The 15,314-nt window shown below is 56.6% G+C and carries 15 protein-coding genes and 1 pseudogene; 5 read left to right on the plus strand and 11 right to left on the minus strand.

Annotated features, from left to right (window positions below):
- The first annotated feature begins 52 nt into the window (after positions 1 to 52).
- The 4 genes from A9J21_RS06025 to A9J21_RS06040 are packed head-to-tail and all read left to right on the plus strand — an operon-like array spanning position 53 to position 2,936.
- A complete protein-coding gene (locus tag A9J21_RS06025) occupies positions 53 to 739 on the plus strand; it encodes a carboxymuconolactone decarboxylase family protein (RefSeq protein WP_066732906.1) in 687 nt (228 codons plus the stop codon).
- Positions 736 to 2,088, plus strand: coding sequence for an MFS transporter (locus tag A9J21_RS06030; protein ID WP_156545702.1), 1,353 nt, complete (start codon positions 736 to 738; stop codon positions 2,086 to 2,088). Before A9J21_RS06025 ends, A9J21_RS06030 begins: the two co-directional genes overlap by 4 nt.
- Before the next feature lie 23 nt (positions 2,089 to 2,111).
- On the plus strand, positions 2,112 to 2,498 hold the full coding sequence (locus A9J21_RS06035; RefSeq protein WP_066733107.1) for a putative quinol monooxygenase: 387 nt from the start codon (positions 2,112 to 2,114) through the stop codon (positions 2,496 to 2,498).
- 36 nt (positions 2,499 to 2,534) lie between these two features.
- Positions 2,535 to 2,936 carry a DUF1330 domain-containing protein gene (locus tag A9J21_RS06040; protein ID WP_066732907.1) on the plus strand — a complete coding sequence of 134 codons (402 nt, stop codon included), beginning with the start codon at positions 2,535 to 2,537 and terminating at the stop codon, positions 2,934 to 2,936.
- 66 nt (positions 2,937 to 3,002) lie between these two features.
- On the opposite strand, the gene A9J21_RS06045 is transcribed toward A9J21_RS06040, so the two are convergent.
- The 8 genes and pseudogenes from A9J21_RS06045 to A9J21_RS06075 form a co-directional block, all read right to left on the minus strand.
- Complete coding sequence (locus A9J21_RS06045) at positions 3,003 to 3,911, minus strand: LysR family transcriptional regulator (RefSeq protein ID WP_066732909.1); 909 nt, start codon at positions 3,909 to 3,911, stop codon at positions 3,003 to 3,005.
- Positions 3,912 to 4,111: 200 nt separating this feature from the next.
- Positions 4,112 to 4,453, minus strand: coding sequence for a hypothetical protein (locus tag A9J21_RS06050; RefSeq protein WP_066732910.1), 342 nt, complete (start codon positions 4,451 to 4,453; stop codon positions 4,112 to 4,114).
- Between the two features lie 37 nt (positions 4,454 to 4,490).
- Positions 4,491 to 4,898 (minus strand): annotated as a pseudogene (locus A9J21_RS32240) (GFA family protein).
- Positions 4,899 to 4,967: 69 nt separating this feature from the next.
- The gene (locus tag A9J21_RS30775) at positions 4,968 to 6,308 is read right to left on the minus strand and encodes an NAD(P)-binding domain-containing protein (RefSeq protein ID WP_156545704.1); all 1,341 of its coding nucleotides are present in this window, start codon (positions 6,306 to 6,308) and stop codon (positions 4,968 to 4,970) included.
- A gap of 68 nt (positions 6,309 to 6,376) precedes the next feature.
- The gene (locus tag A9J21_RS06060; protein WP_066732919.1) at positions 6,377 to 7,354 is read right to left on the minus strand and encodes a tripartite tricarboxylate transporter substrate binding protein; all 978 of its coding nucleotides are present in this window, start codon (positions 7,352 to 7,354) and stop codon (positions 6,377 to 6,379) included.
- A 37-nt stretch (positions 7,355 to 7,391) separates the two neighbouring features.
- Positions 7,392 to 8,759: an MmgE/PrpD family protein gene (locus tag A9J21_RS06065; protein ID WP_197497463.1), complete on the minus strand. Its 1,368-nt coding sequence runs from the start codon at positions 8,757 to 8,759 to the stop codon at positions 7,392 to 7,394.
- A 2-nt stretch (positions 8,760 to 8,761) separates the two neighbouring features.
- Positions 8,762 to 9,727 carry a tripartite tricarboxylate transporter substrate binding protein gene (locus tag A9J21_RS06070; protein ID WP_082926258.1) on the minus strand — a complete coding sequence of 322 codons (966 nt, stop codon included), beginning with the start codon at positions 9,725 to 9,727 and terminating at the stop codon, positions 8,762 to 8,764.
- Positions 9,728 to 10,053: 326 nt separating this feature from the next.
- Entirely contained in the window at positions 10,054 to 11,475 is a 1,422-nt protein-coding gene (locus tag A9J21_RS06075) for an aldehyde dehydrogenase family protein (RefSeq protein ID WP_066733108.1), read from the minus strand.
- A 263-nt stretch (positions 11,476 to 11,738) separates the two neighbouring features.
- Here A9J21_RS06075 and A9J21_RS06080 point away from each other — a divergent pair, with 263 nt between their 5' ends.
- Positions 11,739 to 12,044, plus strand: coding sequence for a YciI family protein (locus A9J21_RS06080; protein WP_066732924.1), 306 nt, complete (start codon positions 11,739 to 11,741; stop codon positions 12,042 to 12,044).
- Positions 12,045 to 12,126: 82 nt separating this feature from the next.
- On the opposite strand, the gene A9J21_RS06085 is transcribed toward A9J21_RS06080, so the two are convergent.
- The 3 genes from A9J21_RS06085 to A9J21_RS06095 form a co-directional block, all read right to left on the minus strand.
- Positions 12,127 to 13,206 (minus strand): porin, encoded by a 1,080-nt coding sequence (locus tag A9J21_RS06085; RefSeq protein WP_066732926.1) that lies wholly within the window; start codon positions 13,204 to 13,206, stop codon positions 12,127 to 12,129.
- Between the two features lie 186 nt (positions 13,207 to 13,392).
- Positions 13,393 to 14,232: an SDR family NAD(P)-dependent oxidoreductase gene (locus tag A9J21_RS06090; protein WP_066732929.1), complete on the minus strand. Its 840-nt coding sequence runs from the start codon at positions 14,230 to 14,232 to the stop codon at positions 13,393 to 13,395.
- Positions 14,233 to 14,247: 15 nt separating this feature from the next.
- Positions 14,248 to 15,255 carry a tripartite tricarboxylate transporter substrate binding protein gene (locus A9J21_RS06095; RefSeq protein ID WP_082926260.1) on the minus strand — a complete coding sequence of 336 codons (1,008 nt, stop codon included), beginning with the start codon at positions 15,253 to 15,255 and terminating at the stop codon, positions 14,248 to 14,250.
- Positions 15,256 to 15,314 lie beyond the last annotated feature (59 nt).

The raw sequence follows: 15,314 nt of genomic DNA on the forward strand, positions 1-15,314 counted from the left end.
GTCCTCCTGGATGGTTGCCGAACGAAACGCATATGCGCAGGAATCTCGAAAAATGAATCAAGGACAATCGAACACTACCACCTCCGCGATCTCTGAAACCTTGACTGCCCGCCAGCAAGCCATCATTCCGATCGCAGCCCTCGCAGCAGCCGGAGACATCGGCAGTCTCAACTCCGCGTTGAACCAAGGTCTGGATGGAGGGCTGACGATTAGCGACGCCAAGGAGATCCTTGTGCAGCTATATGCGTATGCTGGATTTCCTAGGAGTCTTAACGCTCTCGCCGAGTTGATGAAGGTCGTGGAGGCACGAAAACAGCGCGGAGTTCAGGACTCCACGGGCGGAGAGCCAAGCGCTCCCATTCCTAAGGGCGACGAACTGCTTGCCGCGGGAACGGCGAATCAGACGAAGCTATCTGGCGCACCTGTTAAAGGTCCGCTTTTCGACTTTGCCCCGGCCATCGACGAATACCTCAAGTCGCACTTGTTCGGTGACATCTTTGAACGCAACAATCTTGATTGGCAGAGTCGCGAGCTCGCCACCGTCGGCATGTTGTCGTCCATCACTGGGGCCGAGTCGCAGTTGCAGGCGCACATGCGCATCAGCATGAATGTGGGTCTGACTGAGAAACAACTCCGTCAAGTCACCGAGGTTCTGGCTGAGCGCGTGGGCGCAGATAACTCTCGCCGTGCTCGCGAGGCCCTGGACCGACATATTGCCACCGCAACTGGCACCAAGTGATTCCGCAAAGCACTTCACAGCGTAGATGGTCAACTCTGATAGTGGCAGCTTCAGGGTTCTTCATTATCACGCTGGACGCCGTCATCGTTAACGTCGCCTTACCGACGTTGAGTCGAGAATTCCACGCTGACATGCGCGGGTTGCAATGGGTCTTGGATAGCTACACGCTGGCGTTCGCTGCTCTCTTGCTTTCGGCGGGAGCTTTGTCGGACCGCCTGGGAGCACGTTTAGGGTTCGGCGTAGGATTGGTTTTTTTCATATTCTCGTCGTTGGCCTGCGGGCTCGCTCCAACACTTCACGTCTTGATTGCGGCTCGCGTTCTTCAAGGGCTCGGTGCCGCTTTAATGATGCCGTCGTCCATGGCACTAATTCGGCAAGGCTATGAAGAGCCAACCCAGCGCGCGCATGCGATCGCCCTTTGGGCGATGGGAGGTGCAGTTGCCTCCACGTCCGGGCCAGTAATTGGGGGGTTTTTGGCGGCCGTCAATTGGCGGTGGGTATTCTTTATCAACATTCCCGCTGGACTTGCCGCGCTGGGCCTGCTGAGGCATGTATGCCGATCCCCTCGTCGGCTTGCCCCTTTCGACCTTTGGGGACAAGTCACAGCAGTCGTCGCCATGGCCGCTCTCACGTTCGGCGCAATAGAGATGGGCATTGCCGACGGTGGCTGGCCATTGGCGAACCTGTCGCTTTCTATCGCCGCCGTGTCCCTGGCTGCCTTTGTTTTCCTGCAACTGCGCAGTGCCCACCCGATGGTACCGCCTAGCCTATTCCGTCCTCGCAACCCCAAAATAGCGATGATGGTCGGCTTCACTTTTATGGTCGGCTACTTCGGTTTGCCTTTCCTCATGAGCCTCTACCTCCAGCAGCAGCGAGGTCTATCCCCTGTTGCGACCGGTATGACCTTCCTGCCGATGATGCTCATTGGGCTCCTCCTCACTCCCTTTAGCACACGCCTGGCATCGCGGTTCGGTTCACGCCGAGTCATCGCCACAGGTCTCGCATTGATGGCTGCCGGATTGAGTCTTGTTGCCCTTCTACCACCATCGACGCCTGCCTCATTGATCGGAGCGGTAATGGCTTTGGTGGGGTTATCAGGGCCGTTAGTCGCTCCACCGATGGCTTCAGTTTTGCTTGGCAGCGTACCCGGCTCGCTTGCCGGCACTGCTAGCGGCGTTTTCAATACGAGTCGCCAAGTCGGTGGCGCCTTGTCTGTAGCCACATTCGGCTCCCTGCTCTCGCGAACGCCAAACTTCCAGGAAGGCTTTCGTACGAGCCTCCTGTTAGCAGGCGGACTGGCCCTCGCCACAGCTATCGTCAGCTTGGGCATTGAACCAACAGATACTTGAACTTTCACAACCGGAGATCGACCGTGAAACTTCTTGGTTTGCTTTCCTGCGTACCTCTGCTTTCTGTCGTAGCGCCCGAGAGCGCTATCGCACAAGGCAACCCGTCCGCGACGGTGGTACGTATTGCCCAACTGGAAATTGATCCTGCGCGCTTGGAGCAGTACACACGGATCGTCAAGGAAGAAATCGAAATTTCGGCGCGCGATGAGCCGGGCGTTATCGCAATCTACTCCGTAGCGGAGAAGGATCATCCGCATCGCCTGCACTTCTTCGAGATCTACGCGAGCGAAAACGCCTACCTTTCGCACATCGCGTCCCCTCATTTCAAGAAATATGTCGAGGAGACCAAGTCGATGATTCGATCGCGCCGACTGATTGAGACGACGCCGGTCCAACTTAGCGCGAAGTAGGACCTAGATCGTCGCTCTTCGCGAAGAGAAAAATCCATGAAACTGAGAAAAATCCGATTGTTCTTTCCTGCCGGCCTCGCGCTCCTAAGTGCGTTACCGGTCGCCGTCACGCATGCACAGACACCCGAACAGCACCAATCGATGGCCTACTACATTGCGGAGTTCGAGCCGACCGTTCCGGGGGCGATTCAACCCTATAGTGCGCGTGTCGAAGCTACGTTCAAGCCGTTCGGCGGCCGATTTATCGTGCGGGGGGGCAACTTGGAACCACTCGAAGGCACGCCGCCCAATGGTCGACTGATTATTATTGCATTCGACAGTGTCGACCAGGCTCGGGCTTGGTACAACTCCCCGGCGTACGAAGCAATCAAACCAATACGTCACCAGGCAGGCACGTCCAACGTCTATATCGTTCCAGGAGTAATCCCGATCCCATGAAGTGCTGCGCGGAGGTGATTCTCGGCGGCGCACATCGATGGCATTAGGGTGGTTGTTGACTCCAACCTACAGCCCTAACGGTGCCAGCTCTTTCACTAGATCTATGAGCAGTCGCAGCCCTGTTGGCATCTGACGCCGACTTGAATAGTAGATGTGAAATCCCGACTCGGTGGGCGCCCAATCGTCGAGGACAATCCGAAGCCGTCCATCTTCCACATACTTCCTTGTAAACGGTTCAGGGAGATACATAAGGCCCATGCCGCCGAGAACGCCGACAAGCCCGGTCTCCGCGTGGTCGACGATTACCATGCGTGGTACGGTGATGGCCAATTTCTCATCACCCTTCTCGAATTCCCAGCGGTATATTCGATCGTCGCCAAGGCGGATGTTCACGCAGCGATGTTCGACCAAGTCACTGGGATGATCCGGGATGCCGAATCGCTCCAAGTAGCTTGGAGCTCCTGCGACGATCCAGCGGATATTCGCTGAAAGGCGTTGCGCAATCATGTCCTCTGGGACCGTTCCGCCATAGCGAATACCAGCGTCGAAGCCGCCCTGCGTGACATCAACCATTCGGTTACTGGCTACGATATCAAGCTCGACGTCAGGATAGCGGTCCACGAAAGTTGGCAAGACTGGCCCGATAAGCAGGGTTGCTGCCTCTACAGCTGCATTGATTCGAATACGACCGGTGGGCGCGTCTCGGAATCTGTTTAAGGTCTCGAGCGCTTCGTCAATTGCTACGATTGGCATGCTCGTCGAGGTAGCCAGAGCGTCACCAGCAGCCGTCAAAGTCACGCTTTTTGTGGTGCGATTCAGTAAACGAACTCCGAGTCGGGATTCGAAGCCCTTCAATGCATGGCTCAACGCCGACGCACTCACGCCGAGTTCAACAGCTGCTCGGCTGAAGCTCCTATGCCTTGCAATCGCCAGAAAGTATATGAGATCGGCTACGTCTGACCGGCTCGTATGCATGCTTGAAGTTTCTCCATCGCCCCCCTACAAGGCGCCACATTCCAAACTTCAGCATCATAGCGGATGCAACAAATTGTCGGCCACGTTAGCGCCGTCGCCGCCACACCGGGGACTGACACACGTGGGAAGCAGTCTTCCAGATCGGATCCCACGCATCAGATGAGCTCTAAATCCGCTGCGGCGAGCGACACTCACACTTCCTAACGCGGCTTGTTGGCCAAGAACTCGTCGTAAGCTTCCTCCGTCCAAGTCAGCGCACGAGCCGCATCACACATGATGACGGTGAGACCAAGCCCAACAAGTACAACAGACTGGAGATACTCTTTAGGCAAGCCGAGGGCAAATAAACGGATCGCGTGGATCTTGAATTGCACCTCCTTGCCTAACAACGCGAACTGGACCGCGATTACTGTCTCGTAAGTCTTCTTGTCAAGTCCTTCCGCCTTGGCCAATTCTTCACGCATATGCTTGTAATATTCATGGGCACGTGGGTTCCCAGCTGCCATGATTTCACTGCTGCTTTTGGCGTCCGTTGTGTTCATAGGTAGAGTTACACATGAGTGCCGTGCATTTGTAGGCCTACGGTTGCCCGTCAAACTCCACCACATCGTCAATGCAAGGCATCCAGGCAAATCGGCGTTTGGTCCAAATTTGCCTGTAAGGCCTGCCAAGCTCCTAGCGTTGCTTCAGAGCGCCCAAACGAAGCGAGTAGCTTTGTGGATCAACTTCGGCGGATGCATACACGGGGCCACCGCAGTTGTCGCAGAACGCATGGATCCGTCTGGCACCGCTGTCAGCGACTTTGAGGTACTTCTTTGGGGCACCCTTCGTAATACGAAAAGTGGCTGAAGAAGCAGGGATGTTTGCACGGAAGGCTGAACCGGACTGCATCTGACAGTCCGCACAGTTACAAATAGAGATCGTTCCGGGATCGACCTCTGCCTCGTACTGAATGGCACCGCAATGACACTGTCCTTCTACTTTCATGTCCACCCCCAAGTAGTTTGGAACGGAAAAAGTATAGGCCCATACGCAACGTCCGGCACCGGGTTTACCTCACAATCCGTACGCCCTTCCAAGCTCATCAATGTTCGATTCAGGGCCAATCTCCTTGATTAGCGCCTCAACCCGGTTTCTAACCGCATTGGCAATAAACATGGGGACACCGACTGATGCTGCCAACTCCGAGACGAGGCGGAGATCCTTATAGAACAACTCGGCCGTGATGATTGCAGTGGGAGTACCAGTTCGCTTAGCATCAGCGATCCGCTGAATCGCTGCCGTCCAAGCGTCCGTGCCCTTTGTCTGTTCAAGAAGAGATTGCAGGTCGATGCCTATACGCTGCGCCAGCGCAATGCTCTCGTAGCAAATAAATCGGTTGCAGGCACCCGTCGCGTTCTTCACAAGCTTCGCGATTTGTCCGCTACCCGTCTGGCCGAAGTAGATGCTTCGACCCATGGTTTGCAGAAGCCCGTACACCTTTGAGTAGTCATCCACGGAGCCGCCACAGAGCGCAAGAAGCGTTCCCTTGTCAGCGCTACTTGGTCCTCCTGCGACAGGCGCATCAACGAAGCCGACACCCATCCGGTTAAGCGTTTGACACAATGCACGTGCGTCGGATGGGCTCCCCGTCGTTTGGTCGATAACTACTTTCCCAGGAGATAGGCCCTTTTGCATCCCGCCCTCTCCAAGCAAGATCTGCTTGACGTGCGCCGAAGTGGGAACACAGAGCATGATGACGTCGCTCTCACGCGCGAGCGATGCCATGTCTGCCGCCGCTGTCGCACCTCCCTGCACTTGCTCGTCCATCCGCTCTTGGACTACATCGAAGACGAAGAGCTGCTCTGCGGCCGTACGCGCGCGCCGAGCCAATGCGGACCCCATTGCGCCGAGGCCAACATAACCAATTCTCGGCTTTCGAGCGTTCGCGTTGCTCTCGGGTCCCGCCACTCGCGGAGAACGGTCATAAGCCTCCCTGCTTACGCCCGCCATAGACGCGGTGAGCGCCAACAAACTGTCCAGACGTCCGTCAACGCCGAAAGCATTGATGCCAATCGATAGCAGTCCGCTCGCCGTGGATGCGAGTGGGAGAGCAGTCCCATGCCGTTCGGAGAATTGAATCGCACGACGAACACCATCAAACATTTCCGACAGCAGCGGCGTTTCGCACACCGGACGTCGGCTCGCGAGGCCCGCTAGCCGATGCTCCGTAAAATGACTTCTTCCACTACTTCCGTTAATGGCGTCAAGCATCGGTGGTAGCGCGAGCCCGGCCTTGAGTCCCATTGCGATGACCTCAAGAGTCATGAGGCTGCAAAGCGAGAACATGGTGGTCGCAATCGCCTTGCTCTCTCCGGCATCAACTGAGCTCAAATTCTGACTTGATCCGTGAAACACGTCACTGCTCCTTATTGTCCGATACTCGTCCCTGGCTGCTTTCTGCAGGCCGCGGTCAGCGGCGTCTTTTACTGCTTCTGAATCTTCAGTTTCTCGATCAGAGCCGTCGTATCTGCGACATCTTTCCGAACGAACGCTGAAAACTCAGCGGGAGTGTTGAAGTATGGCTCGGTGCCGTCCGCCTGAAGCCGTTCAACCAGCTGAGGATCCTTCATAGTCTTGGCAAGGGCCGAGGATATCTTCTCGACTACCTCTCGGGGCGTGCCGGCAGGTGCGAAAAGTCCTAACCAGTAGTAGTAGCTAAACCCTGGCAAGCCTTGTTCAGCTGCCGTTGGCACATTTGGCAGTAGTTTCAGACGATCCTGCGAAGTGACGGCCAGCGCTCTCAGCTTTCCGCCCCCCAGATTGGACGAGCTGCTGCCATAGGCATCGACCATGAAGCTCACGCGCCCCGCAATCACGTCCGGCATCGCGGCGCCGTTCCCCTTGTACGGGATGTGAAGCATTTGAACGCCCGCCTGCTTCAGCATCATTTCGGCGGCGATATGCGTGGTGGTTCCGACGCCGGCCGATGCATAGCTGATGGAGCCCTTACTGGCCTTTGCGCCCTTGAACACGTCACCCAACGTCTTGTATTCGGTACTGGTGCCCGTTACGACCACGGCTGGCGATCGGACCATCGAGCCGACAGAGGCAAAGTCCTTGATCGCGTCAATTCCAGTCTCTCGCGAAAGTGCATGCTGGATCGAAAGCGTACTTCCCGTGGACATCAACGTGTATCCGTCCGCGGCCTCCGCCTTTGTATAGCGAATGCCAACCAAGCCGCCACCCCCCGGCCTGTTTTCAACCACGACGGGCTGGCCGAGCTCCTGGCCGAGTCGCATCGCAACGATTCGCGTGGTAATGTCGCCCCACCCGCCTGCGGATACGGGAACAACAACCTTAATCGGGCGTGATGGGTACGGGTCGTTCGCGTGCGCGAGAGGAAGCGCGCACAGCGTTGCGGCGAACAACAAAGCTGCGTGCAGTTTGTTAGCGTTAGTCATTTTGTCTCCTGTAATTATTTTGCAGCGGGTTCGCCCGCTATGCCCTGCTTGGCCAAAGGGTGTCGATAAGTCTCCGAATGTCCGAGAGTTTTTCCAACTCGCGGATGGCTTCGAGCGACTCTGATACTTGCTGTGGATCCACTCCGCCGTGCGGCATGAGGGATCCATACTTGCTTTCGATCTCAAGCCAGGTGACTCCGCGCAACGCGGCACCCTTTGGGTATCTGACGTGCTGTTCGATTGTCCTTCCGTCTACGGTTTCGATACGGACGATTGCTCCGCTCTTATATTTGGCCTTATCCGGAACCTCAGCGTCCTCACGGAAGACTTTGTCAAACAGCGAGCGAATTCTCAGATCCTGGATTTTTTCCGGAAACGCGTGCTCCCAGTTGTAGTCCCGGTCTGCCGCGCCTGCGGCCGCGAAATAGAAGGGACTGTGTGCAATACCGATAAGGTCAGTTGGATGCTTAGGCCCAGGGAAGGGGTAGTCCGGAAGCGTGAACTCAATCTTTCGAATGTCCATCACGTCCAGATTACCTACGCGCGCTGCATTTGCAGCTGCCTCCGCGACGGCATGGAAGGGGGAACCGCCTGGAACCAGTTTGATGCCGAGCTCTGTAAGGATGCACCACTTATCACCCAGTTCATCGATAACGTCTGCGGCTTTTGGGTTCACGCCCAATGTTTCGAAGAAGCCTCGCTTCATTTCGAAAGTAGCAAGCTCTGCGGTGTACCCCAACTGCGCAGCCAGCGCACTGTTGACACCCATCATTGCCGCGTTTCCCGCGTGATACTCACGGGCGAGACTGGTTGCCGCAGCCGCATGCAAGCCACCCATCGAAGTTGCAGCTAGCGCCAAAGCGTGTGCTGCGGCTTCTTTGTCGAGTTTCAAGAGCCGAGCGGCGGCGGCGGCGGCGGCAAAGGTGGCCACCACGCACCCATGGAAGCCCTTCCTCTGCAGCCCCCCAATCATGGCGGTATTGATGTTCCCCGCAACCTCATAGCCCAGGACGACCGCTGCTACGACTTCCGCCCCTGCCGCACCGATCTTCTCGCCGATCGCGAGAGCTGCGGCACAGGCTTGCGTTCCGCTGTGAACAATGTTTCTAAGGTCACTGTCATCGGATGCCGCCGCATCGCTCATGAGGGCATTTATGCGTGCCGCAGCGACGGCCGGCATCGTTTCCCAATGTCCGAACCAGGCCGTCGACTCCGGATGACCACCGCGACCCACTTCCAGCGAGCGAATGATTCTGCTCGATTCCAGTGTGGACCCCAGAGCGGCGCTAGCCAGAGTGCTAGAGATCAGCATCTTCCCGTATTCCAAGGCCTCTGCGGGAATACGGTCGTAACGTGTCTGCGAAATAAATTCGCCGTAGCGGCGAGAAAGACGTGCGCTCGTCATCGTCATTCCATCTTGATGTTGCTTTGTTTGGCGACATCACCCCAGCGATTCGTCTCTTTTATGAGAAACTGCTTTAACGCTTCTGGAGTGCTGACTTGGGGCGTGAGGGCAATCTTGTCGAGAGCACCGACAACTTCTGGCTGCCCCATCACTTTCGCCACCTGTTTGCTTAGGTCTGCAGCTTCTTTCGCCGGTAGGCCTGCAGGTGCAACTAGTCCTTGCCAGCTCGTCATCACGAAGTCTCCGCCGATCGTTTCCTCGATAGTCGGAACATTCGACAGCTGTTCGACACGCTTTTGGCTTGTTACAGCCAACAGCCGGATCTTTCCAGCCTTCACTCCCATGAACGCACCCGGTAGCGTGAGCATGGCAACATCCACTTGCTTGCCCATCAAGGCTGTTACGAGGGCATTTGCAGAAATGAATGGGACGTGGGTCATCCTGATACCTAGTCGGGAATTCAACATCTCCATGCCCAGGTGATTTCCCTGCCCGATACCGGATGAGCCGTAGTTGAGCAAGCCAGGACGGGCCTTTGCCGTCTTCTCCAAGTCGGCAAGACTAGTGATAGTCGAATCCGAAGGGACCGCGACCACGAATGCGGATTCCGCCAACTTAGCAATCGGCGTGAAGTCCTTGATGGGGTCGTAGCCAACTTTCTTGTACACGTGGACGTTGCTGGTATGGCTTGTAGACACAACAAGCAACGTGCGACCGTCAGGCTTAGCGTGAGCAACCTGCGCGGTTGCTATGTTCCCGCCAGCTCCAGGCCGGTTCTCAACGATATACGACCGATTCTGCGTGGAACTAAGCTTCTCAGCTAGAATGCGGGCAAGAACGTCGATGTTCCCGCCCGGCGCCGACGCAACGATAATGCGCGTCGGGATGCCACCCGACTCCGCTGCCGCTCCGAATGCGGACAAGCAGAGTCCGGCAAGAAGCAGTTGTCTCCGAATTTTCTTCGCCACATCCGTCTCCTACATCTCAAAGGATTCGCACGCCATTGTTTAGCGGTGCGATCCTCGCCCTTTTTCTATGGGCGTCTAGGGGCACTTGCATGTCAACCGCGTTGTCACGCTGACATTTTCAGAACTCGTTCCCTTATCTGCGCGGCCCAAAAAAACTCCGTGCTGGGAGCCGGGGCTGAGCTTTCGGCATTAGCAATACGAGATGGAGTCCCGTGGAATCAAAGATGGTCCACCATGGTGGGGAAAAGGACGCGCAAGAGCGGCCAGGAAAGGACCGACTTCTTGCGCAAAGGAGACCACCACCTTGAATCAGATCGCTCCTGGTTTCAGGGTATGAAACCCAAGAGTGCCTTCGTTTCCAGATACTCTTCCAGGCCAAATACTCCTACTTCCCGTCCGTTGCCCGACTGACGATACCCCCCCATAGGGGCCACATAGTTGGAGGGGGCGCCGTTGTAAAAAATGCGCCCTGCTCGCATACGCGCTGCAAGCTTGCGTGCACGTCCGCTATCGGAGGAGAAAATGTACCCCCCCAATCCATACTTCGTACCATTTGCAATGGCTACGGCTTCGTCCTCAGTGCCATAGGTAATCACCGACAACACCGGTCCAAAGATCTCCTCCTGCGCGATGGTCATATCCGGCAGAACGTCAGCAAAGATGGTCGGTTGGATGAAGTAGCCGCGATCGAGGTTCTTAGGACGGCCGACGCCGCCACATACGAGTCGAGCACCCTCATCAATGCCGCGTTGAATGTAGCTTTGCACACGCTCGAACTGAGGTCGGTTCACCACGGGGCCAACCGTTGTGTCAGGACTCTTAGGGTCTCCCACGCGCACCGATTTCGCCTCACGTTGGAGCAGCTCGATGAACTGTTCGGCTTGGCTCTCGTGAACGAGAATTCGGGTGGGGGAATGGCAGGACTGCCCCGTGTTTGAGAAACCTCGGCTTACGTTGTAGCGTGCCGCCGCTTCCAGATCAGCGTCTTCGAGCACGATGTTTGCCGACTTTCCACCAAGCTCTTGACACACGCGCTTTACAGTGTCGGCGGCCGACTGCGCTACAAGGATCCCAGCACGCGTCGATCCGGTGAAAGAGACCATATCCACGTCCGGATGGCGGCTCAGTGCATCTCCAACGGTCGGACCATCGCCATTGATGATGTTCACCACGCCGGCGGGAACCTCCGCGGCGTGCAAGACCTCCGCAAGCAGCAAGGCGTCCACTGGCGTGTATTCACTCGGCTTCACCACCACCGTGCAGCCAGCGGCGATCGCAGACGCCAGCTTCCCGCACAGCAGTTGCAGCGGCCAGTTCCAGGCCGTGATCAACGCGCACACACCAATTGGCTCGCGCAAGATCACGTTGTCACCCATACGACTTTCGAAGTCGTACTCGCGTAGCGTAATGATGGCCTGCTTGAACGCCTGCAAGGCAGTACTGGTTTGACCTGTGAGAGAAAGTGGCGCCCCCATCTCTTCGGAGATGGCATTCATGAGTTCGGACTGACGCGTAGCAAACACCGCAACGATCCGCTCGAGTAAGGCGATGCGTTCGGCCTTTGAGGTCACGCTAAAGGACTCAAAAGCCCTCCTCGCGGCGGCCACAGCGCGATCCACATCCGCGACTTCGCCGAGCCGTACCTTCGCAAAGGGGGCCTCGGTGGCGGGGTTGACCAGTTCAAAGCTGCGGGTGCCTACAGGCTCGACCCACTCTCCTCCGATGTAGAACTTATCGAACGTCTTCATACATTCCTCTAGCTGAACAGACACTTTTCGAACCATTTGACGGACATCCGTGGCGAACGAAACTCTTAGTAAGTGGCATCACGTCCTCCGCTTCCTAATGCCGTCGAGCAGAGCTTGCGCATTACCTTAACCATACTCTACATTAGTTCCGTTGTACAACCTGTGTTCCACTGTTCGGAACCATCAGAAACCATGTTATGCGACTGAGGGGCTCTCAGAACCGTCCGCCCCGTCGCATGAAAGTCCTTCCACCAGGAGACGTAATGCTTTGCATCGTGTTTTGCTGCGACCGTGAGGGGTCAGCGGAGCTCAGAAAAGAGCTTCAGGCAGCGCACCGGAGCTATTTGAACGATTGGACCGACCGAATTTGCTTTTCCGGTCCGCAACAAGACGAACTTGGCAATGCCTTCGTCGGGAGCGTTTTCATCCTCAACGTCGCTGACTATCAACAAGCGGTGGACTTCATCCAGAACGAGCCTTACAACGCGTCGGGCGTTTTCGCCAGCGTGACTATTAGGCGTTTGAGCAAAGGTCGGTTCAACCCTGATCTGTTCGACACAGTCAAATAACCCTGCTCTTCGGGTATCACGCCACGCGCGGCAGAAGAAGGCTCGCTCCAACCCATTTGCGCCAGCCTTCTTCTTCCCTACCTTAGAACTTGTGTCGAATGCCCACCACTGCGCCGAACTGATTGGCGCTACCGTTCACGGTACCAAAGCTACCCAAACCCAGTGTCGAGCCATTTTTGTTCTTCGTATAGCCCACGTTCAGATATGCATCCGTACGCTTCGACAGCGCGTAGTCGCTGGAGAGCACGAAGAACCAGGGGTCAGCACTAGTGTCTGCAAAGTCCTGGTAGTACGCCGCCGCGACCAGCGTCAGCGGCGCGGTAACCTGATACCTGACACCCGTCCAGTATTGGTTTGAGCGCTGGCTCGATGCCGCCGGCGCTCCGGGAAGCGTTGCGCCATCGTAGCCTTTCGCCCAGCGGTATCCGGCGAAGATCGTCGCGTTGCCCACGACAAAGTTTCCGCCAACGACGGCGCGGCGAGTAGTAGCGTCTGGCGTTGTAGTCGTCGTACCCGTGTTGATGTCATCGTAGGCAGCTACAACTTCCCAGTTGCTACCGGTGTATGTCAGGCTACCCCCCATCTCCCGGCCAATTTTCGGACTTCCCGGAATCTCGCTTGCATTGGCACGCGTGCTGTCAGCGCCGAAGCTATACATGGCCTTGGCGGTGACACCACCGAACGTTCCGACGTACTTCACGGTGTTGTCTGCACGTGCCGAGAAATGAGCGTCCTGAACCAAAATCGAGTACTTCGACGCGATCCACATCGGATCAACAGTCCCGAAGATGTCGTAAAGAGTATTGGTTTGACGTCCCAGCGTCAGAGCACCCCAGTTGCCTTGCAGACCAACATATGCCGAGCGGCCGAATAGGCGATTGTTCTGTCCCGACCGGCCGGTGTCCGAATCGAAACCGCTTTCAAGTACAAACAGCGATTTAAGTCCGCCGCCTAGGTCTTCTGTGCCGCGCAACCCCCAACGGGAGCCGGACATATTCCCGGGCGTCATCCGCACAATGCTGTTGTTGCCGCTTGGCTGATGATTCTGATACTCGATACCCGTATCCACCACGCCATACAGCGTGACGTTGGATTGCCCATATGCGCTTCCCGCACAAACCGACGCCACACCTGCGAACCATACCAATGCCTTGCTTTTCATGTCTCCTCCTTTAGGGGTTCTTCTACTCACAGCTTCTATTCGTTCGCTTCTCGTTCTCTTTTCGTATTGTTCCGCTTATCAAAACGCGTTCCATTTTTGTAAACGACAAAAAAAGGGGGCTACCCTGAGGAGGGCGACTACGCCTCAGGGAGTATCCAAACGCTTGTTGGGATGATTGGGATCTATCTAGATGCGGTTCAGGATTCGTCCACCATCGACGAGGAGCGAAACGCCCGTAACAAAGTTCGCTTCGTCAGATGCCAAGAACAGCGCAGCATTTGCAACGTCCCAGCCCGTCCCCTGCCGGCCGAGCGGAACCTTCGCGTTTCGTTCGGCGGTAACTTGCTCTCGCGATTGCCCCCACTCTTTTACCCGCGTGTCGACGGCCATCGGCGTTGCGATGAGACCTGGCAACACACAGTTCGCCCGGATCCCGAACGGTGCGTTCTGGAGCGCCAATTGCTCGGTAAACGCCACAACACCAGCTTTTGAGGCTTTGTAGGCAACATAGGGGTACTTCCCCACCGCTGCCGACGACGAAACGTTGACGATTGCTCCACTCCCTTGCTCACGCATAATTGCCACAGCGTGCTTGCAGGCAAACACGGTTCCTCGAAGGTTGATTCGACAAATATTGTCAAAGCCTTCCTCCGTAATCTCCATGAGGTCCCTGTCGCCGCCGGCAATACTGACACCGACGTTGTTATGAAGAACGTCCAACGAACCCCAACGTAGGACGGCCTCTTTCATTACTCGCGCAAGGTCTTCCTCTCGGGTTACATCAGCAGCGGCGGCGGCGCATTCGAAGCCTTCCGCCAGGATGAGCGACGCGGTTTCTTGGGCGGACTCAAGGTTTCGATCCACAGCTACGACTCTTGCGCCTTCCCGCGCGAACCTTATCGCCGCAGCGCGCCCGTTGCCCACGCCCTCACCAGGACTCTGGCCAGCCCCGATTACGATGGCCACCTTTCCATTCAGTCGTTTTCCCGCGGTGCGGCCCTCAGTAGATGTCACTTGCGATTCCATTTTGTCTCCTAACCTTCAGCTCGCACCACTCACCAATTTGCCAAGCTGCCGCCACCGAGCGATGTCGTCTTGGACCTGCTTGCGGAATGCCTGTGGTGTGCTCGTAGCCGGCTCCGCATAGAGCTTCTCTCGCACCTGCGCAGCAACTTCAGGTGATGACGAGACTTTGTTAATTGCTGCGTTCAGCTTTCTTACGGCGTCGTCTGGCATGCCGATCGGGCCGAGTATCCCGTAATAGGTGTAGGGATCAAGGCCTTCGAACGCTTTCAATCCTGCTTCGGATACGCTCGGGACAACGGGAAGTGCCGGCACTCGCCGGGTACCCGTTACCGCCAATGCTCGCACCTTCCCGCTGGTCAGTGCCGTTACTGCGCCTTGGACAGGCGCAATGCCAACTTGCACGGAACCCGTATACATTGCTTGAACGATATCGGCGTCTGCCTTGTACGGAACGTGCGTCATCATCATTCCGGACACCTTGCTCATGTACTCACCGGCAAGATGACTGGCAGAGCCAATGCCCGAGGAGCCAAAGTTCAACTGACCAGGATGCTTAGATGCGTACGACACCAGCTCACCCAAAGATTTTGCAGCCACGTCCTTGTTCACGATGATGACACCCTGAGCCGTCCCCACCAGACCTACAAAGGTGAAGTCCTTTGACGGATCGTAGGGCAAGTCACTTCTTACACCAGGGCTCTGGGACAACGCACTTCCGGTACCCATATAGACCGTATACCCATCAGGCGCAGCCGCTTTCAACGACCGGATTGCGACAATCTGACCTGCACCTGGTTTGTTTTCCACCACCACTGGTGCCTTTAGTTCAATCGCAAGCTTCTGAGCATAGAAGCGCGCGATAGCGTCCGTGGTGCCTCCCGCTGCGAATCCGACCAATAGGCGGATCGGCCTCGACGGATAGGTGTCGGCTAGCGCAGGTATGCTGATCGAAGCCATTGCCGTAAGCAGCAGCCCTCTGCGCACGGCGAAGACAACGCTCGTTGAATGTTTTGTGGAGTTCATTGTCCTTCCTCAAGAAACGACGGCCCTACCCGCCCAGACCGATGTATAGCTTCGCCGCA

It is taken from the genome of Cupriavidus sp. D384 (genome assembly GCF_001652915.1).
Lineage (GTDB): Bacteria > Pseudomonadota > Gammaproteobacteria > Burkholderiales > Burkholderiaceae > Cupriavidus.

Bases quoted from the DNA above. Each gene is read 5' to 3' on its own strand.
- A9J21_RS06025 (WP_066732906.1), top strand. From the start codon at position 53: ATGAATCAAGGACAATCGAACACTACCACCTCCGCGATCTCTGAAACC.
- A9J21_RS06040 (WP_066732907.1), top strand. From the start codon at position 2,535: ATGAAACTGAGAAAAATCCGATTGTTCTTTCCTGCCGGCCTCGCGCTC.
- A9J21_RS06045 (WP_066732909.1), bottom strand. From the start codon at position 3,911: ATGCATACGAGCCGGTCAGACGTAGCCGATCTCATATACTTTCTGGCG.
- A9J21_RS06050 (WP_066732910.1), bottom strand. From the start codon at position 4,453: ATGAACACAACGGACGCCAAAAGCAGCAGTGAAATCATGGCAGCTGGG.
- A9J21_RS06060 (WP_066732919.1), bottom strand. From the start codon at position 7,354: ATGACTAACGCTAACAAACTGCACGCAGCTTTGTTGTTCGCCGCAACG.
- A9J21_RS06065 (WP_197497463.1), bottom strand. From the start codon at position 8,759: ATGACGAGCGCACGTCTTTCTCGCCGCTACGGCGAATTTATTTCGCAG.
- A9J21_RS06075 (WP_066733108.1), bottom strand. From the start codon at position 11,475: ATGAAGACGTTCGATAAGTTCTACATCGGAGGAGAGTGGGTCGAGCCT.
- A9J21_RS06080 (WP_066732924.1), top strand. From the start codon at position 11,739: ATGCTTTGCATCGTGTTTTGCTGCGACCGTGAGGGGTCAGCGGAGCTC.
- A9J21_RS06085 (WP_066732926.1), bottom strand. From the start codon at position 13,206: ATGAAAAGCAAGGCATTGGTATGGTTCGCAGGTGTGGCGTCGGTTTGT.
- A9J21_RS06090 (WP_066732929.1), bottom strand. From the start codon at position 14,232: ATGGAATCGCAAGTGACATCTACTGAGGGCCGCACCGCGGGAAAACGA.
- A9J21_RS06095 (WP_082926260.1), bottom strand. From the start codon at position 15,255: ATGAACTCCACAAAACATTCAACGAGCGTTGTCTTCGCCGTGCGCAGA.